23 protein-coding genes are annotated in these 23,415 nt (G+C 73.4%); 6 read left to right on the top strand and 17 right to left on the bottom strand.

Going from position 1 to position 23,415, the window contains the following annotated elements:
• Positions 1 to 272: 272 nt before the first annotated feature.
• The 3 genes from AB0A61_RS28005 to AB0A61_RS27995 form a co-directional block, all read right to left on the bottom strand.
• Entirely contained in the window at positions 273 to 1,571 is a 1,299-nt protein-coding gene (locus AB0A61_RS28005; RefSeq protein ID WP_361297874.1) for a ribonuclease D, read from the bottom strand.
• Between the two features lie 375 nt (positions 1,572 to 1,946).
• Positions 1,947 to 2,609 carry a response regulator transcription factor gene (locus AB0A61_RS28000; protein WP_361297871.1) on the bottom strand — a complete coding sequence of 221 codons (663 nt, stop codon included), beginning with the start codon at positions 2,607 to 2,609 and terminating at the stop codon, positions 1,947 to 1,949.
• A gap of 262 nt (positions 2,610 to 2,871) precedes the next feature.
• A complete protein-coding gene (locus AB0A61_RS27995) occupies positions 2,872 to 3,546 on the bottom strand; it encodes a DUF3000 domain-containing protein (protein ID WP_361297868.1) in 675 nt (224 codons plus the stop codon).
• 111 nt (positions 3,547 to 3,657) lie between these two features.
• Between AB0A61_RS27995 and hemE the strand changes: the two genes are divergently transcribed.
• Positions 3,658 to 4,734: a uroporphyrinogen decarboxylase gene (hemE, locus tag AB0A61_RS27990; protein ID WP_361297865.1), complete on the top strand. Its 1,077-nt coding sequence runs from the start codon at positions 3,658 to 3,660 to the stop codon at positions 4,732 to 4,734.
• A 1-nt stretch (position 4,735) separates the two neighbouring features.
• Here hemE and AB0A61_RS27985 read toward each other — a convergent pair whose 3' ends face one another.
• Positions 4,736 to 5,560 (bottom strand): rhomboid family intramembrane serine protease, encoded by an 825-nt coding sequence (locus AB0A61_RS27985; RefSeq protein ID WP_361297862.1) that lies wholly within the window; start codon positions 5,558 to 5,560, stop codon positions 4,736 to 4,738.
• Positions 5,561 to 5,685: 125 nt separating this feature from the next.
• On the opposite strand from AB0A61_RS27985, the gene AB0A61_RS27980 reads away from it, so the two are divergent.
• Positions 5,686 to 5,985, top strand: coding sequence for a hypothetical protein (locus tag AB0A61_RS27980; protein ID WP_361297859.1), 300 nt, complete (start codon positions 5,686 to 5,688; stop codon positions 5,983 to 5,985).
• A 131-nt stretch (positions 5,986 to 6,116) separates the two neighbouring features.
• On the opposite strand, the gene AB0A61_RS27975 is transcribed toward AB0A61_RS27980, so the two are convergent.
• Positions 6,117 to 7,529, bottom strand: a complete 1,413-nt coding sequence (locus AB0A61_RS27975) for an FAD-dependent oxidoreductase (RefSeq protein WP_361297856.1) — start codon at positions 7,527 to 7,529, stop codon at positions 6,117 to 6,119.
• Between the two features lie 27 nt (positions 7,530 to 7,556).
• The gene (locus tag AB0A61_RS27970) at positions 7,557 to 8,666 is read right to left on the bottom strand and encodes a DUF4349 domain-containing protein (protein WP_361297853.1); all 1,110 of its coding nucleotides are present in this window, start codon (positions 8,664 to 8,666) and stop codon (positions 7,557 to 7,559) included.
• A gap of 160 nt (positions 8,667 to 8,826) precedes the next feature.
• Here AB0A61_RS27970 and hemG point away from each other — a divergent pair, with 160 nt between their 5' ends.
• Together hemG and hemQ are read left to right on the top strand one after the other, a co-directional pair.
• The gene (hemG, locus tag AB0A61_RS27965) at positions 8,827 to 10,281 is read left to right on the top strand and encodes a protoporphyrinogen oxidase (RefSeq protein WP_361297850.1); all 1,455 of its coding nucleotides are present in this window, start codon (positions 8,827 to 8,829) and stop codon (positions 10,279 to 10,281) included.
• 4 nt (positions 10,282 to 10,285) lie between these two features.
• Entirely contained in the window at positions 10,286 to 11,017 is a 732-nt protein-coding gene (gene hemQ / locus AB0A61_RS27960; protein WP_361297848.1) for a hydrogen peroxide-dependent heme synthase, read from the top strand.
• Positions 11,018 to 11,178: 161 nt separating this feature from the next.
• Here hemQ and AB0A61_RS27955 read toward each other — a convergent pair whose 3' ends face one another.
• The 6 genes from AB0A61_RS27955 to AB0A61_RS27930 form a co-directional block, all read right to left on the bottom strand.
• Positions 11,179 to 12,858, bottom strand: a complete 1,680-nt coding sequence (locus AB0A61_RS27955) for an alpha/beta hydrolase (RefSeq protein WP_361297846.1) — start codon at positions 12,856 to 12,858, stop codon at positions 11,179 to 11,181.
• A gap of 288 nt (positions 12,859 to 13,146) precedes the next feature.
• Positions 13,147 to 13,923, bottom strand: a complete 777-nt coding sequence (locus tag AB0A61_RS27950) for a TIGR04222 domain-containing membrane protein (protein ID WP_361297844.1) — start codon at positions 13,921 to 13,923, stop codon at positions 13,147 to 13,149.
• Positions 13,924 to 14,020: 97 nt separating this feature from the next.
• Positions 14,021 to 14,800 carry a DUF4142 domain-containing protein gene (locus AB0A61_RS27945; RefSeq protein ID WP_361297841.1) on the bottom strand — a complete coding sequence of 260 codons (780 nt, stop codon included), beginning with the start codon at positions 14,798 to 14,800 and terminating at the stop codon, positions 14,021 to 14,023.
• Between the two features lie 114 nt (positions 14,801 to 14,914).
• On the bottom strand, positions 14,915 to 16,357 hold the full coding sequence (locus AB0A61_RS27940) for a DUF692 domain-containing protein (protein WP_361297838.1): 1,443 nt from the start codon (positions 16,355 to 16,357) through the stop codon (positions 14,915 to 14,917).
• 205 nt (positions 16,358 to 16,562) lie between these two features.
• Entirely contained in the window at positions 16,563 to 16,856 is a 294-nt protein-coding gene (locus AB0A61_RS27935) for a hypothetical protein (protein WP_361297835.1), read from the bottom strand.
• Positions 16,857 to 16,977: 121 nt separating this feature from the next.
• On the bottom strand, positions 16,978 to 17,700 hold the full coding sequence (locus AB0A61_RS27930; protein WP_361297832.1) for an aminoacyl-tRNA hydrolase: 723 nt from the start codon (positions 17,698 to 17,700) through the stop codon (positions 16,978 to 16,980).
• 45 nt (positions 17,701 to 17,745) lie between these two features.
• On the opposite strand from AB0A61_RS27930, the gene AB0A61_RS27925 reads away from it, so the two are divergent.
• On the top strand, positions 17,746 to 18,627 hold the full coding sequence (locus AB0A61_RS27925; RefSeq protein ID WP_361297829.1) for an ATP-binding cassette domain-containing protein: 882 nt from the start codon (positions 17,746 to 17,748) through the stop codon (positions 18,625 to 18,627).
• The gene (locus tag AB0A61_RS27920) at positions 18,624 to 19,295 is read left to right on the top strand and encodes an ABC transporter (protein ID WP_361297826.1); all 672 of its coding nucleotides are present in this window, start codon (positions 18,624 to 18,626) and stop codon (positions 19,293 to 19,295) included. Before AB0A61_RS27925 ends, AB0A61_RS27920 begins: the two co-directional genes overlap by 4 nt.
• On the opposite strand, the gene AB0A61_RS27915 is transcribed toward AB0A61_RS27920, so the two are convergent.
• The 5 genes from AB0A61_RS27915 to AB0A61_RS27895 all read right to left on the bottom strand — a co-directional run.
• A complete protein-coding gene (locus tag AB0A61_RS27915; RefSeq protein ID WP_361297823.1) occupies positions 19,287 to 19,466 on the bottom strand; it encodes a hypothetical protein in 180 nt (59 codons plus the stop codon). The genes AB0A61_RS27920 and AB0A61_RS27915 overlap by 9 nt on opposite strands.
• A gap of 18 nt (positions 19,467 to 19,484) precedes the next feature.
• Entirely contained in the window at positions 19,485 to 20,345 is an 861-nt protein-coding gene (locus AB0A61_RS27910; protein ID WP_361297820.1) for a polysaccharide deacetylase family protein, read from the bottom strand.
• 171 nt (positions 20,346 to 20,516) lie between these two features.
• The gene (locus AB0A61_RS27905) at positions 20,517 to 22,037 is read right to left on the bottom strand and encodes an FAD-dependent oxidoreductase (protein WP_361297817.1); all 1,521 of its coding nucleotides are present in this window, start codon (positions 22,035 to 22,037) and stop codon (positions 20,517 to 20,519) included.
• A gap of 82 nt (positions 22,038 to 22,119) precedes the next feature.
• Positions 22,120 to 22,668, bottom strand: coding sequence for a YbhB/YbcL family Raf kinase inhibitor-like protein (locus AB0A61_RS27900; RefSeq protein WP_361297814.1), 549 nt, complete (start codon positions 22,666 to 22,668; stop codon positions 22,120 to 22,122).
• A 162-nt stretch (positions 22,669 to 22,830) separates the two neighbouring features.
• Positions 22,831 to 23,415 (bottom strand): SPFH domain-containing protein (locus AB0A61_RS27895; protein ID WP_361297811.1); only part of this gene is annotated, 585 nt, incomplete at its 5' end.

Below are 23,415 nucleotides of genomic sequence, written 5' to 3'. Positions count from 1 at the left end.
GCGCGCTCAGCCCCATGCTACTTGTGGGTAACGTAGCTGCACAGTCCTCCCGGGGGGAGCGGTGAACGTCACACCTCCCGCGGCGCGGCCGCTCCCGGATCCTGGCGTGTTCCGACCCCTCTCACGGTTCCACGGACGGCGACGACCGGGGCGGGCGCCCCGGAAGAGGGCGCGCGGAACCGCGTGAGAAATCACAGGCCACCTGCGCGAGAAACCACAGGCCACCTGCGCCAGAGGCTCCACGCCACCGCGCCCGCCCCGGCTGGAACCGCCTACGGCGTCGACGCGCCCTTCGCCGACAGCGCCTCCACCAGTACCGGCGTCACCAGCTCCGCCTGCCACGGCCGCGCCCCGTACCCCGCGAGCGCGGCGCTCACCGACCCGGCGTCCGCGACCTTGGGCGGCTCCCAGCACAGCCGCCGGACCGCGTCGGGCGCGATGAGGTTCTCCTGCGGCATGGCGAGCCGCTCGGCCAGTGCCGAGACACCGGCCCGCGCCGCCGTCAGTCGTGCCGCAGCCGCCGGGTCCTTGTCGGCCCACGCCCGCGGCGGCGGGGGTCCGGTCACCGGCTGCCCGGGGTGGGGCAGCTGGGAGTCGGAAAGGGCCTTGGCCCGGTCGACCGCGGCCTGCCACTGTTCCAGCTGACGCCGTCCCGTGCGGTGACCGAAGCCGTTCAGCGCGGACAGCGCGTGCACATTGCCGGGCAGGGCGAGCGCCGCCTCGACGATGGCCGCGTCAGACAGCACCTTGCCGGGGGACACGTCCCGCCGCTGGGCGATCCGGTCCCGGGCCTGCCACAGCTCCCGTACGACGGCCAGCTGACGCCTGCGCCGCACCTTGTGCATGCCGGACGTGCGGCGCCAGGGGTCCTTGCGCGGCTCGGCGGGCGGAGCGGAGGCGATCGCGTCGAACTCCTGCTGGGCCCACTCCAGCTTGCCCTGTCGGTCCAGCTCCTTCTCCAGGGCGTCGCGCAGGTCGACGAGCAGTTCCACGTCCAGTGCCGCGTACCGCAGCCACGGCTCGGGCAGCGGGCGGGTCGACCAGTCGACGGCGGAGTGTCCCTTCTCCAGGGCGAAGCCGAGAACGCCCTCGACCATCGCCCCGAGGCCGACCCGGGGGAACCCGGCGAGCCGCCCGGCCAGCTCGGTGTCGAACAGGCGGCTGGGGACCATTCCTATCTCGCGCAGGCACGGCAGGTCCTGGGTGGCGGCGTGCAGGACCCACTCGACGCCGTACAGTGCCTCGCCCAGGCCCGAGAGGTCGGGGCAGGCGACGGGGTCGATCAGCGCGGTCCCGGCGCCCTGGCGGCGCAGCTGCACCAGGTAGGCGCGCTGACCGTAGCGGTAGCCGGAGGCGCGCTCGGCGTCCACGGCGACGGGGCCGGAACCGGCGGCGAAAGCCGCGATCACCTCGGCGAGCGAGTCCTCGTCGGCGATCACGGGCGGAATGCCCTCGCGGGGCTCCAGCAAGGGGATCGGCGCCCCGGTGTCAGAAGGTCCGCCGTCGTCCGGAGGGGCGCCTCCGGTGGTTCGCAGTGAGCTGTCTGCTGCGGTTTCTTGGGCGTCGGTCACCTGTCAAGGGTATCCGTGGATGGACGGCGCCCGCCGACGGAACGTTCCGTCGGCGGGCGCCGGGGGGTCGCAAACCGGTCAGACCGATGACACGTCCGGTTCACGACCGGCAGTGGGACGCGACGGGATCGGCACTCGATCCCGTTCACGCCGGTGAGCCGTCGCGGCTCTTCGGCGGTTCTGCGAGGAGGGCGGGGCGGGGAGGGGGCGGCTTGGCGGGTGCGGGTGGTTCTTCGAGCGGGGGCGTGCGGTGGGTTGTGGTGGGGGCGGATTCGGAGCGGCGGGCTGCTTCGTGCGGGTGAGGTCTGCGGCGCTTGTGGAGGAGCCATGCGTCCGGTGGGGCGACGTACGGCGTCGGCGGGAGGGTTTACGGCGTCAGTGGATGATGCCGGTGCGCAGGGCCACCGCGACCATGCCGGCGCGGTCGCCCGTGCCGAGCTTGCGGGCGATCCGGGCGAGGTGGCTCTTGACGGTCAGCGCGGACAGGCCCATCGAGACGCCGATGGCCTTGTTCGACTGGCCCTCGGCGACCAGCCGCAGCACCTCGACCTCGCGGCCGGACAGCTCGCGGTAACCACCCGGGTGGCTCGGGGCACCCGGGGGGCGGCGGTGCAGGCGGGCGGCGGCACCGCCGATGGGGGCGGCACCGGGCCGGGTGGGGAGCCCGACGTTGGTGCGGGTGCCGGTCACGACGTAGCCCTTGACGCCTCCGGCGAGGGCGTTGCGCACCGCGCCGATGTCGTCGGCGGCGGACAGGGCCAGTCCGTTGGGCCAGCCGGCGGCGCGGGTCTCGGACAGCAGCGTGAGCCCGGAGCCGTCGGGCAGATGGACGTCGGCGACGCAGATGTCGCGCGGGTTGCCGATGCGGGGGCGGGCCTCCGCGATGGACGACGCCTCGATGACGTCGCGGACTCCGAGCGCCCACAGGTGGCGGGTGACGGTGGAACGGACGCGCGGGTCGGCCACGACGACCATGGCGGTCGGCTTGTTCGGGCGGTAGGCGACCAGGCTTGCGGGCTGCTCGAGGAGAACGGACACCAGGCCTCCTGGGGGTGGGGGACGGGGCCGGCTTGTGGGGATGAAGCCGGGACGAACCGTGCTTTCAAGGTCACAGTCGTCTTCGGCACCAAACCCGGTGTCCTTTAGAGAATGATCACGATCTGGTGAGAACAATCCGTACAATTCGGACGCGCTATCGATCAGCCGAAGATCAAATCGGTTCAGTCGGAGTCGATACGAGCTCGAAAGTGGTCGTATCGACAAAGGCACGGCAAGAGGCCGGTAAGTCCCGGAGTGGCAGTCAGCGCGCCTGCGGATCCCGCCGCTGCGGCAGTGTCACCACCGACGCGTCGCCGGGACCGGCCGGCGGCAGACCCGCGACCTGGGCCAGCAGATCGCACCAGGAGGCCAGGTGGGCAGCCGTGTCCGGCACTCCGCCCAGGCCCTCGCGAGGGGTCCAGGAGGCGCGGATCTCGATCTGTGAGGCGGCCGGGCGTGCGGCCAGCCCGCCGAAGTAGTGGGAGCTCGCCCGCGTGACGGTGCCACTCGGCTCGCCGTAGGCCAGGCCACGCGCCTGGAGCGCTCCGGTCAGCCACGACCAGCACACGTCCGGCAGCAGCGGGTCGGCGGCCATCTCCGGTTCCAGCTCCGCGCGCACCAGGGTCACCAGGCGGAAGGTGCCCCGCCAGGCGTCGTGCCCGGCCGGGTCGTGCAGCAGCACCAGGCGACCGTCGGCGAGATCCTGGTCGCCGTCGACGACCGTGGCCTCCAGTGCGTAGGCGAAGGGGGCGAGGCGCTGGGGCGGCGGCACCTGCTCGATCTCCACCTGCGGCCGCAGCCGCGCCGCTCTCAGCGCGTCGACGGCGGCCCGGAAGGGCGAGGGAGCCCGAGCCGCCCTGCTCGCATGTCCGTCCCCCTCCTTCTCGTCGTCCATTCCGCCAGCGCCGTCCGACAGTCGTCCCTGAGCCGCAGCCATGCGGGGAAGATTAAGGGGAACGGAGGCTTTGTGCAGGGCAAGACACCCCACCTGCTCGCAACGGCCGCACCCCGGCCGTGGTGCCTGCGGCGCCGTGCGAGACTAGCCGGCGTGAGTGCCAACGAGACCCCCGCGGCCCAGCAGCCGCAGCCGCCCACAGCCACGTACGACTCCGCCTTCCTCAGGGCGTGCAGGCGCGAACCCGTTCCGCACACGCCCGTGTGGTTCATGCGGCAGGCCGGGCGCTCCCTGCCGGAGTACCGCAAGGTGCGCGAGGGCGTCCCGATGCTGGAGTCCTGCATGCGGCCGGAGCTGGTCACCGAGATCACGCTCCAGCCGGTCCGCCGGCACGGCGTGGACGCGGCGATCTACTTCAGCGACATCGTCGTACCGCTGAAGGCCATCGGCGTCGACCTCGACATCAAGCCCGGCGTCGGCCCGGTCGTGCAGAACCCGATCCGCTCCCGCGCGGACCTGGCCCAGCTGCGCGACCTCACCCCCGAGGACGTGTCCTACGTCACCGAGGCCATCGGTCTGCTGACCCGCGAGCTCGGCAGCACCCCGCTCATCGGCTTCGCCGGCGCGCCGTTCACCCTGGCGAGCTATCTCGTGGAGGGCGGCCCGTCCCGAACGTACGAGAACGCCAAGGCGATGATGTACGGCGACCCCGAGCTGTGGGCCGACCTGCTCGACCGACTCGCCGACATCACGGCCGGCTTCCTCCGGGTGCAGATCGAGGCGGGCGCCAGCGCCGTCCAGCTGTTCGACTCCTGGGCCGGCGCCCTCGCCCCGGCCGACTACCGCCGCTCGGTGCTTCCCGCCTCGCGCAAGGTCTTCGAGGCCGTCGCCGGCTACGGCGTTCCACGCATCCACTTCGGCGTCGGCACCGGCGAGCTGCTCGGCCTCATGGGTGAGGCCGGAGCGGACGTCGTCGGCGTCGACTGGCGCGTCCCGCTCGACGAGGCCGCCCGCCGCGTCGGCCCCGGCAAGGCGCTGCAGGGCAACCTGGACCCGACCGTCCTGTTCGCCTCCCGTGAGGCCGTCGAGACCAAGACCCGCGAGGTCCTGGACGCAGCCGCGGGACTGGAGGGCCACGTCTTCAACCTCGGCCACGGCGTCATGCCGTCCACGGACCCCGACGCGCTGACCCGGCTCGTCGAGTACGTCCACACGCGGACCGCCCGCTGACTCACCACGTGTGCCGGGGCCGGGCCTGCCTGCCGAAGACCAGGCGGCGCGGTTCCGGCGGCGGCGGGGTGCCGGGGCGCAGCGGCAGAGCGATCAGCATGCCGACGACGAAACCGACGATGTGGGCCGTGTACGCCACGGTCCCCGCGTCGGAGACGCCCTGGCCGGACGAGTAGAACGCCTGCAGCACGAACCAGAAGCCCAGCACCAGCCACGCCGGCAGCCGCAGCGGCAGGAAGATCAGGAACGGCACCAGCACCCACACGCGCGCCCTCGGATACAGGATCAGATAGGCGCCGAGCACCCCGGCGATCGCTCCCGAGGCGCCGATCAGCGGCTGGCCCGAGCCCTCGTTGAGCAGTGCGAAGCCGTACCCGGCCGCGAAGCCGCAGACGAGGTAGAACAAGAGGAACCGCACATGGCCCATGCGGTCCTCGATGTTGTTGCCGAAGATCCACAGGAACAGCATGTTGCCCAGCAGGTGCAGCCAGCTCCCGTGCAGGAACATCGCCGTGAACACCGACAGCGGAGGGGACTTGTCGTAACCCGGCGGCCCCACCACGCAGCCGGAACCGTGCGGGCCGACGCCGACCGCGCCCGTCGGCACCAGGGGCGGCACCTGATGGTGGATCAACTCCCTGGGCACGGCGGCATAGTGCTCCAGGAACGCCTGCAGATGGCAGAACTGCGCCAGGTCGCTGCCGCCCGCCACGGAACCGGAGACGCCGGGCGTGGAGAGGAACACGACGAAGTTCGCGGCGATCAGCGCGTACGTCACCCAGGGGGTGCGCCGCACCGGGTTCACGTCATGGACGGGGATGACCACATGGAAGTACTGCCCCCGATGCGCCCGGCGAATCGGTTGAACGCGGCCGTCCGCGGGACCGTATGTCTCGTCAACCGTCCGCGGCACGGGGAAGGCGGCCGCGGGGACGACGTGAGGAACAGGCGATGAACGACCGAGTTACTCCTCCGATGCACGCTCTGCCCGACGGCGAGGCGGAGATCTCGCTGGTGGTGCGGCTGCCGTGGGAAGACGTGGCCCGGCTCGGCCAGGAGGCCGGACGGCTGGCGGCCCAGATGCAGCGCCCGGTCACGCTCGACGAGGCCGTCAGCCATCGGCTGCGCTCCACGCGGCCGTCCGCGGCGCATGCCAAGCCGGCCGGCGAGCAGGCTGCCTCCGGCGGTGGCGCGGCGGTGGCCTCCAGCGCGTCGGTGTCGTCCCTGCCGAGGCTCAACGGAACGGCGTGAGTTCCTGTCCTTCCCCCTGAGGGATACGGGTGTTGTGCGGGCGGCCGGTCTTCCGGGGCTGGTCGCACCCACGCGGCGAAGCCGCACATGAGCACGGCCCCGCGCCCCTTCAGGAGATGCCCGGCGATCCTTCACAAGGCGCCGTGGATCTTCCGCGTCGCTTCCCTCGCCGCCACCAGGACCGGGTCCCACACCGGTGAGAACGGCGGGGCGTAGCCCAGGTCCAGCGCCGTCATCTGTTCCACCGTCATGCCCGCGGTGAGGGCGACCGCGGCGATGTCGACCCGCTTCGCCGCACCCTCGCGACCGACGATCTGGACGCCGAGGAGTCGGCCGGTGCGGCGTTCGGCGAGCATCTTGACCGTCATCGGGGAGGCGCCGGGGTAGTAGCCCGCGCGGCTGGTCGACTCGATGGTGACCGTCTCGAACTGCAGGCCGACGCGGCGCGCGTCCTTCTCGCGCAGCCCGGTGCGCGCGATCTCCAGGTCGCACACCTTGCTGACCGCGGTCCCCACCACACCGGGGAAGGTGGCGTAGCCGCCGCCGACGTTCGTGCCGATGACCTGGCCGTGCTTGTTGGCGTGCGTGCCCAGCGGAACGTGCCTCGCCTGGCCGGAGACCAGGTCGAGGACCTCGACGCAGTCGCCCCCGGCCCAGATGTTCTCGTGGCCGCGCACGCGCATCGCGCGGTCGGTGAGCAGGCCGCCGTGAGCGCCGAGCGGGAGCCCCGCCGTCCGCGCGAGCCCGGTCTCGGGGCGCACGCCGATGCCGAGCACGACGACGTCCGCCGGGTACTCGGCGTCCTCGGTGGCCACCGCCCGGACGCAGCCGGTCCCACCGGTGAGCACCTTGGTCACCTCTGCGTCGTTGACCATGGTGATGCCCAGGCCCTCCATGGCCTCGTGCACCAGACGGCCCATGTCCGCGTCGAGCGTGGACATGGGCTCCCTGCCGCGGTTGACGACCGTCACCTCGTAGCCGCGCTTGATGAGGGCCTCGGCCATCTCCACGCCGATGTAACCCGCGCCGACGACCACGGCCCGAAAGGCACGACCGTCACCGCCACGCGCGCGTGCCAGGGTGTCCAGGAGGGCCTGCCCGTCGTCCAGCGTCTGCACGCCGTGCACGCCGGGCGACTCCATGCCGGGCATGTCGGGGCGGACGGGACGGGCACCGGTCGCGATCACGAGCTTGTCGTACGAGGTCCAGGACTCCTCGCCGGAATCGACGTCCCGCGCGCGGACGCGGCCCGCGGCGACGTCGATCTCCGTGACCTCGGTGCGCAGCCGCACGTCGATGTCCCGCGCGCGGTGCTCCTCGGGGGCGCGCGCGATCAGCCTGTCCCGCTCCGTGACGTCGCCGCCCACCCAGTACGGGATGCCGCACGCCGAGAACGAGGTGAAGTGGCCGCGCTCGAACGCCACGATCTCCAGCTCGCCGGGCCCGCGCAGGCGGCGCGCCTGCGACGCCGCGGACATTCCCGCGGCGTCGCCCCCGATCACGACCAACCGCTCCCGCGCACCCCTCGTACCGCTCATGCTCATGTGAACACGCTACGGCCACCGGGGATTTCAGTCCTGCCCGGGCTGCTCTCCGGTTTGCTCCCCGGGCTGCTCTCCGGTTTGCTCCCCGGCCGCTCCGCGGGGTGCCTGCCGGGCCACGGACAGCGGACCGAGCGCGGTCGTCGCCGGTGCGGCGGCCGGGTGGCGCGGCAGCCGGGGACGTACGATCCGCAGCCACACCACGACGGCCGTCGCCGCCGCCACGGCGAACGGCAGCACCGCGCCGAAGGCGAGCGCGATCCAGCGCACCAGGGTGACGAAGACGTGCCAGCCGCCGGCCAGCGCGTCCCCGAAACCGGGCCGGTCGTGGTGCGCGGCCTCCGGCACCGGCGTCCGGGACAGCGACAGGGTGATGGTGGCCAGGCTCGTGCGGTCCTTCAGGGACGCCTGCTGGGCCAGCAGCGCTTCCAGGTCGGCCTCACGGCGGCTCAACTCGCTTTCCAGGGTGACCACGTCGCTGAGCGAGGAGGCCCGGTCCATCAGGGCGCGGACCCGGGCGACACTGGCGCGCTGGGACCTGACGCGGCTGTCGACGTCGACCACCTGGTCGGTGACGTCCTCCGCCTTCGCGGTGCGGTCGACGAGCCTGCCGGTGCCCCGCAGGGCGGTCATGACCTGGTCGTACCTGTCGGTGGGCACCCGCAGTACGACACGGGTCTGCTCGTTGCCCTCGTCGTCCCGGCTGGTGGTCTCGTCGCCGACGTACCCGCCCGCGGTCTCGGCGGCGGTACGGGCCGCGTCGAGGGCCTTCGGCACGTCCCTGACCTGCACGGTGAGGGAGGCGGTGCGGATGATGTGGTTCGCGGTGAGCCGGGGCGGTGCGGTGGTCCTCGCGGCACCGGCGGTGCCGCCGCCCGGGGCGCCGCGCTGGGCAGCGCCGCCCGCGGCGTCCCTTCGGGCCTCGCTGCCCGCGGCGTCCCTTCGGGCCTCGCTGCCCGCGGCGTCCCTTCGGGCCTCGCTGCCCGCGCTGTCCCCTCGGGCCGCGCCGCCCGCGGCGGCCTTGTCGGAGGACGTCCCTGCGGAATCGTGCCCAGCGCTGCATCCGGTGAGCGCCAGGGCCGTGGCGAGCAGCAGCCCGGCCAGCGCGGGCCCGGATCGGACGGAACTTGGTGCGTGCATGTCGGTTACCCCCGAGGGTCGTCGTGACGACTGACGCTCCTTCGACGGCCGGGCCGCCCCGGACGTTGGCCGGAAACGATCCCGATGCGGTCACGGTCGGGATTCGGGCCGGACACCAGGTGCGCAGGGAGTGTCCGTGGGGTCTGAGAGAGTGGGGGACATGAGCACAATGGGTTCGCAAGTACGGCATGTCGTCGTCATCGGGGCCGGGATCGCGGGGCTGGCGGCCGCGCACCGCCTGCTGGAGCGCGGCGCTCGCGTGACCGTGCTGGAGACGGCGGGCCGGGTCGGCGGCAAGCTGCTGGCCGGTGAGATCGCGGGCGTGCGCGTCGACCTGGGTGCCGAGTCGATGCTGGCCCGGCGGCCCGAGGCGGTGACCCTGGCACGCGAGGCGGGCCTGGCCGACCGGCTGCAGGCACCGGCGACCGCGACGGCCTCCGTCTGGACCCGCGGCGCCCTGCGGCCCATGCCCAAGGGACACGTCATGGGCGTCCCCGGCACGGCAGCCTCCCTCGCGGGAGTCCTCTCCGACGAGGGCCTGCGCCGCATCGAGCGCGACGCCGAGCTGCCCCGGACCGAGATCGGCGACGACGTGGCGGTCGGGGAGTACGTGGCGGCGCGGCTCGGCCGCGAGGTCGTCGACCGCCTCGTGGAGCCGCTGCTCGGCGGTGTCTACGCGGGCGACGCCTACCGCATCTCGATGCGCTCCGCGGTTCCCCAGCTCTTCCAGACGGCCCGCACCCACGACTCCCTGACGCAGGCGGTCCGCGACCTCCAGGCCAGGGCCGCGACGGCCCCGCAGACCGGTCCGGTCTTCATGGGCATCGAGGGCGGGGTGGGCCAACTCCCGCTCGCCGTAGCGCAGTCGGTGCGGTCACGGGGCGGCGCGATCCTGACCGGGACACCGGCGACGGAGCTGCGCAGGGAGGGGGACGGGACCTGGCGTGTGGCCGCCGGGGACTGCGTCCTGCGGGCCGACGCCGTCGTCGTCGCGGTACCCGCGCCGGTCGCCGCGGAACTGCTGGGCGCCGAGTCGCCCGAGGCCGCCACCGAGCTGCGAGCCGTCGAGTACGCCTCCATGGCCCTGGCCACGCTGGCCTATCGCCGCCAGGACACCGGCCTTCCGGAGGGCAGCGGCTTCCTGGTCCCGCCCGTCGACGGGCGGACGATCAAGGCCTCCACATTCGCCTCCCAGAAGTGGGGCTGGATCGCCGACGAGGACCCGGACGTCGTGGTGCTGCGCACCTCCGTGGGGCGGTACGGCGAGACGGAGATCCTGCAGCGCGAGGACGCCGACATCGTGGACGTCTCCCGGCAGGACCTGCGCGAGGCGATCGGTCTGACCGCCACACCGCTGGAGACCCGGGTCACCCGCTGGGACGACGGCCTGCCCCAGTACCCCGTCGGCCATCACGCGCGCGTGGCCCGTATCCGCGAGCACGTGGCCAAGCTGCCCGGCCTCGCCGTGTGCGGCGCGCAGTACGACGGCGTCGGCATCCCGGCGTGCATCGCGAGCGCGTACGCGGCCGTGGACCAGCTCGGTGGTGATCTCGGCGGTGTGCAGGAGCTCACCGCCAACCCGGTGCAGAGCCTGCACGGCGGAGCGGGAGAATAGCCTCATGAGTGACGACGCCCCCACCACCGAGTCCGGCAGGATCCCGAACAAGGGCAAGCTGGCCAAGGACCTCAACGAGGTCATCCGCTACACCCTGTGGTCCGTCTTCAAGCTGAGGGACGTGCTGCCCGAGGACCGCGCGGGCTACGCCGACGAGGTACAGGAGCTGTTCGACCAGCTCGCCGCCAAGGACGTGACCATCCGCGGCACGTACGACGTCTCGGGCCTGCGTGCCGACGCCGACCTCATGATCTGGTGGCACGCCGAGACCAGCGACCAGCTCCAGGAGGCGTACAACCTCTTCCGCCGCACGAAGCTGGGCCGCGCGCTGACGCCGGTGTGGTCCAACATGGCGCTGCACCGCCCGGCCGAGTTCAACCGCTCGCACATCCCGGCGTTCCTCGCCGACGAGACGCCGCGCAACTACGTGAGCGTCTACCCCTTCGTCCGTTCCTACGAGTGGTACCTGCTGCCGGACGAGGACCGCCGCCGCATGCTCGCCGACCACGGCAAGATGGCCCGCGGCTTCCCGGACGTGCGCGCCAACACGGTCTCCTCCTTCTCCCTCGGCGACTACGAGTGGATCCTCGCCTTCGAGGCCGACGAGCTCCACCGCATCGTCGACCTCATGCGCCACCTGCGCGGCTCGGAGGCCCGCAGGCACGTCCGCGAGGAGATCCCGTTCTACACCGGCCGCCGCAAGGACATCGCGGAACTGATCGCGGGGCTTGCCTGACGGCTGGGGCGGGGTGCGGCCGGCCGGGGCGCCGGGAGGACCGGGGCGCGCCGGGAGACCGGGGGCCGTGGAGCCTGGGCTCCTGGAGGCCGGGGGTCCCCCCGGAAGAGCGGGGTCGGCCGTCGGAAGTGTGTCCCGGAGCCGATCGCGGCTTTGTCCGATCAGCGGGGGTCCGGGTGGCGGTCGGCCTTTCCCTTCAGGGACTCCCGCAGGGTCTCCCGCCCGGAAGCGCCGGCCGGCGTGATCGGCTGCGGCTCCGGGTGCGGGGAGCAGGCCGCCCGCCGCTGCGGGAGCCGCCCTTCCAGCAGGTAGGCGTCGACGTGCGCGTTGACGCACCGGTTCGGCCCACCGGCGATGCCGTGCGCGCCGGAGTCCCGCTCGGTCACCAGCGCCGAGCCGCTCAGGCGCCGGTGCAGTTCGAGGGCGCCGTCGTAGGGCGCGGCCGCGTCCCGCTCGGCGGCCAGGATCAGCGTCGGTGGCAGCTCGCCCGGCCCGGTCCGCACGTCGAGGGGTCGCTGCCGGGGCGCCGGCCAGTAGGCGCACGGCAGATTCATCCACACATTGCCCCAGGTCTCGAACGGCGCCACCCGCGCGAGCCGTGTGTTGTCCCGGTCCCAGACGCGGAAGTCCGTCGGCCAGGGGGCGTCGTTGCACTCCACCGCCGTGTAGACCGCGCTGCCGTTCTCCGCCTCGGCGGCACCCGCCTGGTACGGCGCGGCGAGCTCGACCAGCGGCTTCGGGTCGCCCTTCAGATACGCCGACAGCGCCTGGGCGCTCCGCGGCCAGTAGTCGTCGTAGTACCCGGCCGTCAGGAACGCGTCCTGCAGCTGCCCCGGCCCGACCTTGCCGCCCGCCGGCTCGGCGGCGAGCCGGGCCCGCGCCTTCTCGTAGTGGCTCTGCACCTCGTCGGCCGTGCGCCCGAGCCCGTACACGTCGTCGTGCCGGGCGACCCACTCCCTGAAGTCCGCCCAGCGGCCCTCGAAGGCGGCGGACTGGTTCAGGTTGTTGCGGTACCAGATCTGCTCGGGGTCGGGGTTCACCGCCGAGTCGAAGACCATCCGGCGCACGTGCGAGGGGAACAGCGCCGCGTACAGGGCACCGAAGTAGGTGCCGTACGAGGCCCCCATGAACGTCAGCTTCTCCTCGCCGAGTGCGGCACGCAGGACGTCCAGGTCGCGGGCGTTGTTGAGGGAGTTGTAGTAGCGCAGGTCACTCCCCGCCCGCCGGGCACAGCCCTGGGCGTATGCCCTGGCCCTGGCGATGCGCTGCTTCTTGTACGCCTCCGAGGGGTGCGTCGGCGCGGCCGACGGCCCTTCGAAGAAGCGCTTGGGGTCCTCGCAGGACAGCGGCGCGGAACGGCCCACCCCGCGGGGGGCGTAGCCGACGAGGTCGTACGCGGCCGCCACGCGCTTCCACTCGGGTAGCGCGCCGATCCGCGGGAAGAACATGCCGCTGGCGCCGGGACCGCCCGGGTTGTAGACGAGGGCGCCCTGGCGGGGCACTTTGCGCTTGCTGTTGCGCGGATCCTTGTGGGTGGCCCGAGCCCGGCTGACGGTGAGCCTGATCTGCTTGCCGTCGGGGTGCGCGTAGTCGAGCGGCACGGAGACCGTGCCGCACTCCATGCTGCCGTGACCGTCCTGCCCGTCGGCGCACCGGCCGAAGTCGATGCCGGCCGCCCGGGCGCGCTCCGCGGCGACGACGGTCCCGCGCAGTTCGGCGAACGCCGGGCCGCGCAGGCCGGACGGCGCGCCGGCGACGGTGCCGGTGCTGCCGGCCGGAGCGGCGGCGAGGGAGGTCAGGACCAAGGACCCGGCGGCCGTGAGGACGGCGGCAGCTCTCATGCGTATCCCTTCGGTGCACAGCAACAAATGCGCGTCACAGCAACAAAAGGGATATTTCGTTTGCCTCCCGGAGAAGGCAAGCACCGGGAGCCGGTGTCGGCGCCAATGCTCCTGATGCGCCGCCGCCCACGCGCTCGGTGCAGGCGCGCGCGCCGGTCAGCGACTTCGGCAGTGCGCCCAGCGGTGCGCCGAGCTCTGTGCCGAGCGGTGCGCCGAGTCCTGTGCCGAGCGGTGCGCCGAGTCCTGTGCCGAGCGGTGCGCCGAGTCCTGTGCCGAGCAGTGTGCTCGTCAGTCGCGCCAGGGCTGGTCGCGGTGGGCGAAGGCCCGGCGCAGCTCCGGTTCGCCGATCGCGCGGATGCCGCGCACGGCGACGGAGGCCAGGTACGTACGGTCGTCGGCGGCGCGGTTGACACGCCGGGCCAGGGCGCCCAGCAGGCGCTGCCCGGCCGGGGAGGCCCAGCGTGAGTACGGGTGGACCTCGACCCGGGCGATGGCGAGGCAGCTCAGGGTGAGCGTCAGAGGAAGCGCGAACCACAGGGCGACCAGATCGCGCGCCATCCCGGTCGGGCCGGGGAGCAGCAGCGCGGTCGCGCCCAGCGCGAGGACGACCAGGGCGGCGGCCCGTACCTGGCGGATGCCGGTGGCGACCGTCGTACGCGCCCCCTCGGGCACGGCCAGGCCCGCGCTGACGAGACGGTCGGCGAGACTGCGCACCGCGTCCGTGGCGGCCGTGGCCGCCCGCACCGGAGCTATCCGCGACTGCCCCTCCGGACCGATGACGCCTATGACGGACCGCTCCATGTCGTCCCGCCCGCGCGGGTCCACAACGGTCGCCCATCCTGTGTGGGCGAGCAGCAGCCGACGCTGGCGCGCCATGGAGACGAGGGTCACCTCGGCGACCCGCGCAGGGCCGCCTGACAGGAACGCCGCCTCGTAGAGCGTCAGCTCATGAGCCAGGCCCGTGTGCACGTCGACGGCCGCCGCGCGTACGGCGGCCAGGCACAGCCGCGTGCACGCCGTGCCGGCGACGGCCCAGGCCAGCAGCAGGAGAAGGACCCAGAACATGACGCGTTTCTATGCCAGGGGCCTGGGAAACGCCATGCCTTGTTCATGATACGGACGTAGTGTGGCCGGTATGTGACGTTCCGTTTATTCCGGGAGGTCAGCCGCCCGGCGGTGGTGGACTGGATTCGGCCGGTGGCATGGTGTAGGTGGGCGGCGCCGACGGGGTGACGGGAATCACCTGTCCGATGCCCGCCGTCGGTACGGAGGTGGCGGAGGAGGCGGTGGCCGAAGGGCTGCCGCTCGCGGCCAGGTCGCGGGCCAGGGCGCCGAAGTCGACGAGCCCCGTGGCCTCCAGCACCTTGATGTGGTCCAGCACCGTGGTGTTCGCGTCGTCGGCGAGGGCGCGCACCAGCGAGTTCTGCGTGCTCGCGCGGATCTGGGCGACGAGCGAGAACACCCGGCCGTGCGCGAGGCGCGTGATGTTGGCGAACCGACGGTCGTAGTCCCCGCCCTGCGCCGCGTTGAGAGTGGCCAGCCACTGCTTCTGCTGGGCGGTGGGCTCGTTGGGCAGTCCCAGGCCGAGCCTGGCCGCGACGTCCCGGACCCGCTGGTCCAGGAAGGTGTGCCCCGCCACGAGGTGCTGCCCCGCGGTCCGCACGGCCTGCGTGGTGCCCTTCTGCTCCGCCATCTGCCCGGCGGGCAGTTCCCACAGTCCGGCCAGCCGGACCTTGGTGACGAACTCGCGGTCCGGTTCGGACAGCGGCCCGAACTGCGTCGCTACGGTCTGTGCGCTCAGTACGTCGGCGGCGGACGCGGGCCGGTGGGTGTACGACCAGAAGGGAAAGAGCAGTGCCGCGAGGGTCGCGGCCAGTCCCGAGATGATGATCCCGGTCCCGCTGAAGATGCCTCGGCCCTTGAAGGGGGGTCGCGGTCGCATGGGGTGCCTCCTGTTGCGGCACCGCACGTCAGTGCGCTTCGGGGTGGGGAGTTGGCATATTACTGCAGGTGGTGGGGTCCGGGCACGGTTGGTCCGGGCCCACCCGACGGCTGTTCACCGCCGCATCGGCACCCGCCGCAGCAGCACCCGCCGCGCCGCCCGGGCCACCCGCACCGCCGGCCTGCGGGACCTCGGCACCGGCCCCGAGCGTTCCAGCCACCACTCCCGCAATTCCCGCCGGACCTCCGGGTCCTGCGGCTGCCCGGTCCCCAGCAGGAACCCCGCGTAGTCCAACGCGTCCCGCCGGTAGCCCCCGGTCATCGGATGCCCCTGTGCATAGGCGAGGAAGGCGGCCCGGTAGCCCGTTCCGAGGATCAGCGGCAGCTCCGGCGCCACCTTCGCCACGACGTCCGCCCGCTTCGACGCGAGCGCCCGTGCCTGCACCCCCAGCCGCACCCGGTCGAACCCCTCGGGCACGGGTGTCCCGGCGACGAGCGCGGACAGCAGGGCGGCCTGCGCGAGAGCGACCCGCTGCCGCGCGGGGTCGGCAGCATCTGCCGCCGATCCACTGGGGGTTGACGCCCCAGGTCCACGGTCGGTCGATGCCGCCGCTCCGGCACCGACTGCCCCCCGCGCTGCGTCACCGACAGCCGTCCCCGCTCCGGCACCGACTGCCGCCCTCGCTCCGCCGCCGACTCCTGCCGTCGCTCCGTCACCGGCCCCCGCCGCCGCACCCCCCTTCGTCACTGCCTCCCGGATCGCCCCCAACTCCCGCTCCAGTTCGGCCGGTTCGGGGAAGTTCTCGTCGCGTTCCAGCAGCACCCCCGGCGGGGACACGCGTGCGGCGAGGTCGGTCAGGACGTCGAGGACCGGGCGGGGGACCGGGTGGGCGTGGCTGTCGTGCCAGACGCCGTCCCGCTCGAACCCGCCCGCCACGTGCACGTAGGCGATGGCCTCGACGGGCAGCTCCGCCAGGGCCTTGGCGGCGTCCTCGCCCCGGTTCACCTGATTCGTGTACAGGTTGGCCACATCGATCAGCAGCCGTACGCCCGTCCGGTCGGCCAGTTCGTACAGGAACTGCCCCTCGGTCATCTCCTCGCCCGGCCAGCACACCAGCGCCGCGATGTTCTCCACGGCGAGCGGCACGGGCAGGGCGTCCTGCGCGATACGGACGTTCTCGCACAGCACGTCGAGGGCGTCGCGCGTGCGCGGCACGGGCAGCAGGTGCCCCGCCTCCAGGCGCGGGGACGCGGTGAGGGGCCCACCCGCCCGTACGAACGCGATGTGCTCCGTGACCAGCGGCGAGCCGAGCGCCCGGGCCCGCTCGGCGAGGGCGGTCAGCCTTCCCTCGTCGGGCCGCTCGGCCCCGCCCAGGCCGAGCGAGACCCCGTGCGGCACCACGGTCACGCCGCGGGACCGCAGGCGCCGCAGCGACTCCGGGAGGTGCCCGGGGCACACGTTCTCGGCCACGACCTCGACCCAGTCGACACCCGGCATGCGCTCAACCGCGTCCGAGATCTCCGGCCGCCATCCGATTCCCGTACCCAGTCGCTGCATCGTCCCCTCCTTGCCGACAGACCGCTGCTCCGGCGTGACGGGGGTATGGCCCCGGCGCCCGGGCTCGAATCGCGCTTCCCCCGCCTTCAGAGCAACATTTGAGGTTTGCGCGTGCCGGGGCAGCCGTCACAGCCGCAGTCCTGGGCGGCGCGACGCCGAGCCCGGCGGCGACGACGCGCCTGCTGAGCCGGGCGTTGTGCCGCAGTCAGTCCTGGGCGATGTCCGGCTGGATCTCCACGCTGAAGACGGCGTTCGCCTCGGTGCCCGCCTCGTTCTGCCAGACGAGCACCCTGACGTGCTTGACGTCCTCGCTGCCTCGGCGCTCCCACTCGGTCATCAGGTCGGTGACGACGAGAGCGGCGGCGTACTCGGCGTCCTCGGCCGGGTTGTCGCTGGTGATCGTCCCCTGCCACCGTTCGGGGTGCACGCCGTAGGGGCGCCAGCCCTCCGAGCCGTGCGGCTCGTCCACCCGGTACACCCAGTCCGTCCTGGCGTTCATAGCGCCGATCGTGCCACCTGGGCGCGCCCCGCGCCGCATCTGGCGATCCCGGCGGAAGTGGGGGTCCACCGGCCGCCACAACCGCCCCGACGCCCGGAGCACGCGCCCGGCCGGGCGCGCCCTACCGCAACGCCGGATGGTCCGCGACCACCGTGCAGGAGCCGGGAGCGATCTCGGTGAAGCCGGCGTCGCGCACCACCGGGAGGCCGCTGTGGGTCAGCCGGTGCCAGTGGTCGGGTGCGGCGGCGCGGGCGGAGAGCGGGAAGCCGGCCTCGCACCAGGTGGTGCGCTCCTCGTCGGAAAGCGCCCACCAGGCGAGTTGGGCGCCGTGCCCCGCCTGGGCCATCGCCTTGCCTGCGGACATGTCGAGATCGGGGTTCAGCCACAGCACCGGGGTGCCCGCGTCCGGCTCGGAGGGGGGCTCGGCATCGTCGAGGTCGGTACCGGAGACCTGCAGCTTCGCCAGCTCCTTGGGCCAGCCGTCCAGGGGCACGGGTGGGAAGACCCGTACCTCCGCCGCCTTGCCCGTGACCGTGATCCCCGGCAGTGCCTCGGCCCGCCGCCACTCGGCACCGCGCGCCCGCCGCACCACCTTCCGGATCCGCGCGTCCTGCCAGTCCCGGATCGCCCCGGCCCACTCGCCGTCGCCCAGCGACCGCTCGTCGCTCAGCATGACGAGCACGGCCCGCGCCGCGGTCTGCAGCGCGTCGGTACGGCCCGGGGGAGCGGCCCGCTCGATCCGGACGACCAGCGGCAGCACGAACTGCGGCGCCCCGTCACGGGCGCCGGGATCCGACCGGAACGGGCTGTCTTGGACGGGCGTGCCGTCGTACGCGTCCTTCACGTCCCCAAGTGTGCCAAGCGGGTCAAGCACGAGAGGATGGCCCCCATGCAGCGCGATCTACGTTTGGAGGCCGTCGGCCGCCGCTACGGTGTGCGCGGGCCCTGGATCCTGCGCGGTGTGGACCTGGCCGTGGCCCCCGGCACACTGACCCGGATCGAAGGCGCCAACGGCACCGGCAAGTCGACCTTCCTGCGCCTGCTGGCGGGCATCGACGCCCCCACCGAGGGACGGATCACCGGCCGTCCGCGCACGGCCTACGTGCCCGAACGCTTCCCGGCGGCACTGCCGTTCACCGCCTCCGGCTACCTGACGCACCTCGGCACCGTGCACGGTCTGTCCCGTACGGCCGCCGCCCGGGCCGCCGGCGAGTGGCTGGAGCGGTTCGGAGCCGCCGTGCACGCCTGTACGCCCATGGCGCAGCTCTCCAAAGGCAGCAGCCAGAAGGTCGCGGTCGCCCAGGCCCTGCTCGCCGGCCCCGAGCTGCTCGTCCTCGACGAAGCGTGGACCGGACTGGACACCGCCGCCCGGTCCGAGCTGGAGCGGGCGGTCGCGGAGCGGACCGCGCAGGGAGGCGCCGTTGTGTTCGTCGACCACGACCCGCGCCGCCTCGCGGGGGTGCCCCACACCGTGTACGCCGTGCGTGACCGCACCCTCGTCGCCCGCACCGGGCGGGTCGCCACGCCGGCCGGGCCGCACGTCGTCGTAGAGGTGCACGGACCGCCGGACGGGCGCCTGCCCGCCGACGCGCGCCGGGCCGTCACCTCGGCCGAGGAGACCGCGCCGGGCATCTACCGGATCGCCGTTCCGGCCCCCCACTCCGACCTCCTGCTGCGCACCCTGCTGACCGCCCGCCCGCCGTGGCACGTCGCCCGGGTCGAGCCCGGCCCCAAGGACCCCGGCCCCAAGGACCAGGACATCCGCCGATGACGGCCCTCTTCCGCTACCAGGCAGCGCTCCTCGCGCGCTCTCAGCGCTGGCTGCCTCCCTTCATCCTGTACGCGGCCTTCCTGGCCGTGGGCGTGCAGAGCGGGCAACCCGTCCTCGACTCGCTCGGTTACGCGGCCGCCGGACTGCTGCCCGTCGCCGCCTGGCTCGTGCGGATCTGTGTGACGAACGAGCCGCCCGCGGCCCGCAGCTGTGTCGCCGCGGCGGCCGGACCGGCTCGGGCGCACCTGGCATGTGTGCTGGTGGCCTTGTCCGTCGCCGCCGGGCTGGGTTCGGCCGCGAGTGTCGTGGTCACCCTGATCAGTGATCCCGTGACCGCCGACCATCGTGTCCGGGTGCCGGTCCTTCAGGCGGGCGCGGCCGGACTGCTCGCCGCGCTGGTCTGCGCGCTGCTCGGCACGGCGGTCGGCGCGGTCACGAACCGGCCCGTGCTGCGCTCGCCGGGCCGGGCGGTGCCCGCGATGCTGCTGGCGGCACTGCTGGCCGTGGTGGCCGCGGGCTCTCCGGCGCAGGCCGCCGTGTACGGCCTGGTCACCGGCTCCCGGTCGGGCCGCGTTCCGCTGTCGCTGCTGCCGCTGGCCGGTGCCGGGGCCATCGCGGCGGCTGCGGTTGCCGTGAGTTGTGCGTTCAGCGCGCGGAGGTCACCCTGAGCAGGCCGTGCGCTGCGCCTCCTGCCACTCGCAGGTCGGGCAGAGCGTGATCCCCTTGTACGACTCCGGGTACTCCGTCGGCTCCCGGCACAGCACGCACTCCGCGTACGGCGGCCCGTCGGCCCTGGGCGGCCTGGTGGCGTCGATCGTGCAGTAGTCGTCGTCGCTCATGCATCCAGCGTAGGGCGGTCAGGAGCGAGCGGTCGCCGCACCGATCAGCTCGGACACCTTCACGAAGCGGAAGCCCTTCCGGCGCAGCTCGGGCACGATGGTGCGTACGGCGCGCTCGGTGACCGGGGCCGCGCTGCGGGTGCAGTGCATGACCACCACCGACCCGGGCTTCACCCCGTCCAGCACCTGCCGGGCCACCGCGTCGGCGTCCGTCGCGAACGCGTCGCCGCTGACCACGTCCCACTGCACCGCCGTGACCCCCAGACCGCTGAGCGCACGCAGCGCCTGCCGGTCGTAGCAGCCGCCGGGGAAGCGGAAGTACGGCATGGCGTGCCGCACGCCCGCCTTGCGGAAGGCGGTGTACGCGCGCTCCACGTCCGAGCGCATCCGGTCCGCGGAGACGGTCGGCAGGCCGTAGCAGTCGCCGGTGAAGGCGTAGTGGCTGAAGGAGTGGTTGGCCAGCTCGAACATGGGGTCGCTGCCGATGGAGCGGGCCTGGCCGGGGTACTCCTCGGCCCACCGGCCCGTCATGAACACGGTGGCCGGCACCTTCAGCGAGCGGAGCGTGGTGATCAGCGCCGGGTTGTCGAAGTGCTCGCCCGCCGCCGCCCGGGGCCCCTGGTCGGCGGTCATGTCGGCGTCGAAGGTGAGCGCCACCGTCTTCCCCTTGGTGCGGGGGCCGTTGGTGAAGACGGGGGTGAGTCCGCCGGGGCCCGGGGCGAGAGTCGGCGGCCGGGCGGGCGCCGACTTGGCGGGGGCCGGGCGGCCGGTGTGCTGGGCAGGGGCCCCGGTGGTGCCGCAGCCGGTCAGGGCGGTCAGGGCGGCGCCGAGGGCGCAGAAGGCCGCGATACGTGCAACACGTCGTACAGGTGCGATCACCTGACGAACGTAGGACGGCGTCCGGTCGTATGAACGGCGGCGTGGCCGTGTGGTCACCCGCCCGGCGGTGCCACGGTCCAGGGGCCGCTCGGTCATTCGCCCCCGCAGTGCGATGGTCCCCGCAGTCCCCGCGGTCCCCGCAGTCCTGCGCTTGCGCCTCACGCCGTCCGGTCAGAGGTCCCGTTGTTCCAGCGGCCGGGTCGCCGGTCCCTGGATCACCTTGCCGTCGATGTCGAAGCGGGAGCCATGGCACGGGCACTCCCATGCCCGTTCGGCCGCGTTGAAGGAGACCAGACAACCGAGGTGGGTGCAGCGCGCGGAGAGGGCGTGCGGATGGCCGTCGTCGTCGCGGTGGACCGCGATGCGCTCACCGTCGGCCCGCACCACCGCACCCTCCCCGGGGGCCACGGCGTCCGCGGACGTCGTCTGCCGCAGCCGGTCGCCGACGAAGTGCCGGGCCACCTGCGCCTGGTGCTTCAGGAAGGACGGCGCCTCGCGCACGGCGGTGCGCACCCGGCGCGGGTCGTACAGCTCCCGCCACGCGCAGTCCTTGCCGGTGATCAGGGCCGTGATCAGCTGCCCGGCCATCATCCCGCCGCTCAGCCCCCAGCCGCCGAACCCGCTGGCCACGTACGTGTGCCGGGCGCCCGGGTGCAGCGGGCCGACCAGCGGAACCGTGTCGGTCGAGTCGTTGTCCTGCGTGGCCCAGGCATGGGTGAGGTCCACGTCGGGGAAGTGCTCCCGGGCCCAGCCGGAGAGTCGCTCGAAGCGGGCCGGGGTGTCACCGGTGCCGGGCGTGAAGTGCTCGCCCGTCACGATGAGCAGCCGCTGCCCGCTCTCGCCGTACGGCGCGGTGCGCACTGAGCGCGTGCCCTCATCGGGGGTGATGTACATGCCGTCCGGGTCCCGGTCGGCCTCGAGGGGTCCGGCGACGACCAGTTCCCGGCGCGGTGAGAGGCGGGTGAACAGCAGCGCCCGGTCGAAGATCGGGTAGTGCGTGGCCACCACGACGTCCCGCGCCGTCACGGTCGCGCCCGTGCCGGTCGTGAGCCGGCACGGGGTGCTCTCCTCCAGGCCGAGGACGGTGGTGTCCTCGTACACGCGTCCGCCGCGGGCGATCAGGTCGTCGGCGAGAGCCAGCAGGTACTTGCGTGGGTGGAACTGCGCCTGCCCGGTGACCCGGACCGCGCCCGCCACCGGGAACGGCAGACCGGTCTCCGTCACGAACGAGGCCGGCAGCCCCGCGTCCCGCGCGGCCTTCGCCTCGGCCCGCAGTTCGTCCACCCGGGCCGCGTCGCAGGCGTAGGTGTAGGCGCTTTTCGTCTCCCACTCGCAGTCGGCACCGAGCTCGTCCACCAGCGCGGCGGCGTGCTCGATGGCCTCGGACTGGGAGCGGGCGTACAGCCGCGCGCCCTCAGGTCCGCGCGTGCGCCGCAGCTTGTCGTAGACGAGCGTGTGGAGCGCGGTCAGCTTGGCGGTGGTGTGCCCGGTGACCCCGGCCGCCACCCGCCGCGCCTCCACGACCGCCACGCCGAGCCCGGCCCGCGCCAGCTCGTACGCCGTGCTCAGCCCGGCCACCCCTGCGCCGATCACGGCCACGTCGACGTCGAGGTCCTCCTCCAGCGGGGGACGCGACGGCCCCGGAGCCGTCCGGATCCAGTACGAACAGCTTGCCTGCGGGTGCTCGCTCATGGCCGTCGGGTACCCCGTCCGCACCGACCCGACCGTGCGTACCGGGACGGACGCCGACAGCCACGTGTGCCGGCCCGGGAGGTCATCGCCCGTAGTGGCCGGTCAGGCTGCCCACGGCGAGGGTGTGGCGGGCGAGTGCCCGCTTCACGTCGGCGGTCGTGGCGTCGCGGGTGAGGCCGAGCCGACGGTCGGCGGCGTACAGCGTGAAGACGTAGTGGTGGGGCTTGCCCCTGGGCGGGCAGGGACCGTTGTAACCGGTCTTGCCGAAGCTGTTGCGGCCCTGGGTCGCACCCGGGGGCGCCTGGCCGGCCGACAGGCGCGCGGTGTGCGGGTCGATGTCCCAGGCCAGCCAGTGCGTGAAGGGGCCGTGCGGCGCGTCGTTGTCCTCGGTCAGCAGGACCAGGCCGAGGGCGTGTGCGGGGACCCCGGAGAACGCCAACGGCGGTGAGAGGTCCGCGCCGTCGCAGGTGTAGCGGCGGGGGATGGTGCCGCCCTCGGTGAAGGCCGGGCTCGACACGGTGATGCGCCCCGAGGCGGTGGGCGTGCGGACAGCGGAGCCACCTCCCTCGCCGGTGCACCCCGCAAGGACCCCCAACGCCGCCGCCGCGGCCACGATCACCAGCCTGCGCATGCCCGCACGCTAGCCGCGGCCGGGAGCCGCGGCCACCAGCGCCACGCACCTGAGCCGCACGGGCCACCTCGCCGTGCGGCGCGCCACAGCCTCCTTGATGCGGCACACCCAGCCACCCAGCGCGGCAGCGCGCCACGTCAACGGCCGTGCGCGTGATGTGCGTCAGTGGTCGGGGGAGGGGCCGACGTGGTGCGGGGTGTCGCTGTCCTCGGCGTCATCCAGGGGTTCCGGGGACGTGGCGTCGGCGCTGTCCCGGACGGGGGTGACGGGTGGGGACGTACCGGCGCCGAGCGGCTGGGCCGGGCCCGCGCCCTGCCCGGGTCCGACGGCTCGGGCGCCGCCGTTGCCCTCGGCGCCGCCGGTGACGCCCCGCCGGCGCTCCGGTTCTCCCGGGGGCCTCTCCAGGAAGCGCAGCAGTTCGACGGGGAAGGGCAGGACGAGGGTGGAGTTCTTCTCGGCGGCGACCGCGACCACGGTCTGCAGCAGCCGCAGTTGCAGCGCGGCGGGCGTGTCCTCCATCTGCTGGGCGGCCTCCGCCAGCTTCCTGGAGGCCTGCAGCTCGGCGTCGGCGTTGATGATCCGGGCCCGCCGTTCCCGGTCGGCCTCGGCCTGCCGGGCCATCGACCGCTTCATGGTGTCGGGCAGGGAGACATCCTTGATCTCGACCCGGTCGATCTGCACGCCCCAGCCCACGGCCGGGCTGTCGATCATCAGCTCCAGGCCCTGGTTGAGCTTCTCACGGTTGGA

The sequence above is a fragment of the Streptomyces sp. NPDC046197 genome (assembly GCF_040646295.1).
Taxonomy (GTDB): Bacteria; Actinomycetota; Actinomycetes; order Streptomycetales; family Streptomycetaceae; genus Streptomyces.
The sequence above is the reverse complement of the archived record's forward strand: the minus strand, read 5'-3'. Positions and strand labels throughout refer to the sequence as shown.

Excerpts from the sequence above, each read along its gene's own strand:
- AB0A61_RS27995 (WP_361297868.1), bottom strand. The coding sequence starts at position 3,546 with ATGGCTGCGGCTCAGGGACGACTGTCGGACGGCGCTGGCGGAATGGAC.
- AB0A61_RS27980 (WP_361297859.1), top strand. The coding sequence starts at position 5,686 with ATGAACGACCGAGTTACTCCTCCGATGCACGCTCTGCCCGACGGCGAG.
- AB0A61_RS27975 (WP_361297856.1), bottom strand. The coding sequence starts at position 7,529 with ATGAGCATGAGCGGTACGAGGGGTGCGCGGGAGCGGTTGGTCGTGATC.
- AB0A61_RS27970 (WP_361297853.1), bottom strand. The coding sequence starts at position 8,666 with ATGCACGCACCAAGTTCCGTCCGATCCGGGCCCGCGCTGGCCGGGCTG.
- hemG (WP_361297850.1), top strand. The coding sequence starts at position 8,827 with ATGAGCACAATGGGTTCGCAAGTACGGCATGTCGTCGTCATCGGGGCC.
- hemQ (WP_361297848.1), top strand. The coding sequence starts at position 10,286 with ATGAGTGACGACGCCCCCACCACCGAGTCCGGCAGGATCCCGAACAAG.
- AB0A61_RS27955 (WP_361297846.1), bottom strand. The coding sequence starts at position 12,858 with ATGAGAGCTGCCGCCGTCCTCACGGCCGCCGGGTCCTTGGTCCTGACC.
- AB0A61_RS27950 (WP_361297844.1), bottom strand. The coding sequence starts at position 13,923 with ATGTTCTGGGTCCTTCTCCTGCTGCTGGCCTGGGCCGTCGCCGGCACG.
- AB0A61_RS27945 (WP_361297841.1), bottom strand. The coding sequence starts at position 14,800 with ATGCGACCGCGACCCCCCTTCAAGGGCCGAGGCATCTTCAGCGGGACC.
- AB0A61_RS27940 (WP_361297838.1), bottom strand. The coding sequence starts at position 16,357 with ATGCAGCGACTGGGTACGGGAATCGGATGGCGGCCGGAGATCTCGGAC.
- AB0A61_RS27935 (WP_361297835.1), bottom strand. The coding sequence starts at position 16,856 with ATGAACGCCAGGACGGACTGGGTGTACCGGGTGGACGAGCCGCACGGC.
- AB0A61_RS27925 (WP_361297829.1), top strand. The coding sequence starts at position 17,746 with ATGCAGCGCGATCTACGTTTGGAGGCCGTCGGCCGCCGCTACGGTGTG.
- AB0A61_RS27920 (WP_361297826.1), top strand. The coding sequence starts at position 18,624 with ATGACGGCCCTCTTCCGCTACCAGGCAGCGCTCCTCGCGCGCTCTCAG.
- AB0A61_RS27915 (WP_361297823.1), bottom strand. The coding sequence starts at position 19,466 with ATGAGCGACGACGACTACTGCACGATCGACGCCACCAGGCCGCCCAGG.
- AB0A61_RS27905 (WP_361297817.1), bottom strand. The coding sequence starts at position 22,037 with ATGAGCGAGCACCCGCAGGCAAGCTGTTCGTACTGGATCCGGACGGCT.
- AB0A61_RS27900 (WP_361297814.1), bottom strand. The coding sequence starts at position 22,668 with ATGCGCAGGCTGGTGATCGTGGCCGCGGCGGCGGCGTTGGGGGTCCTT.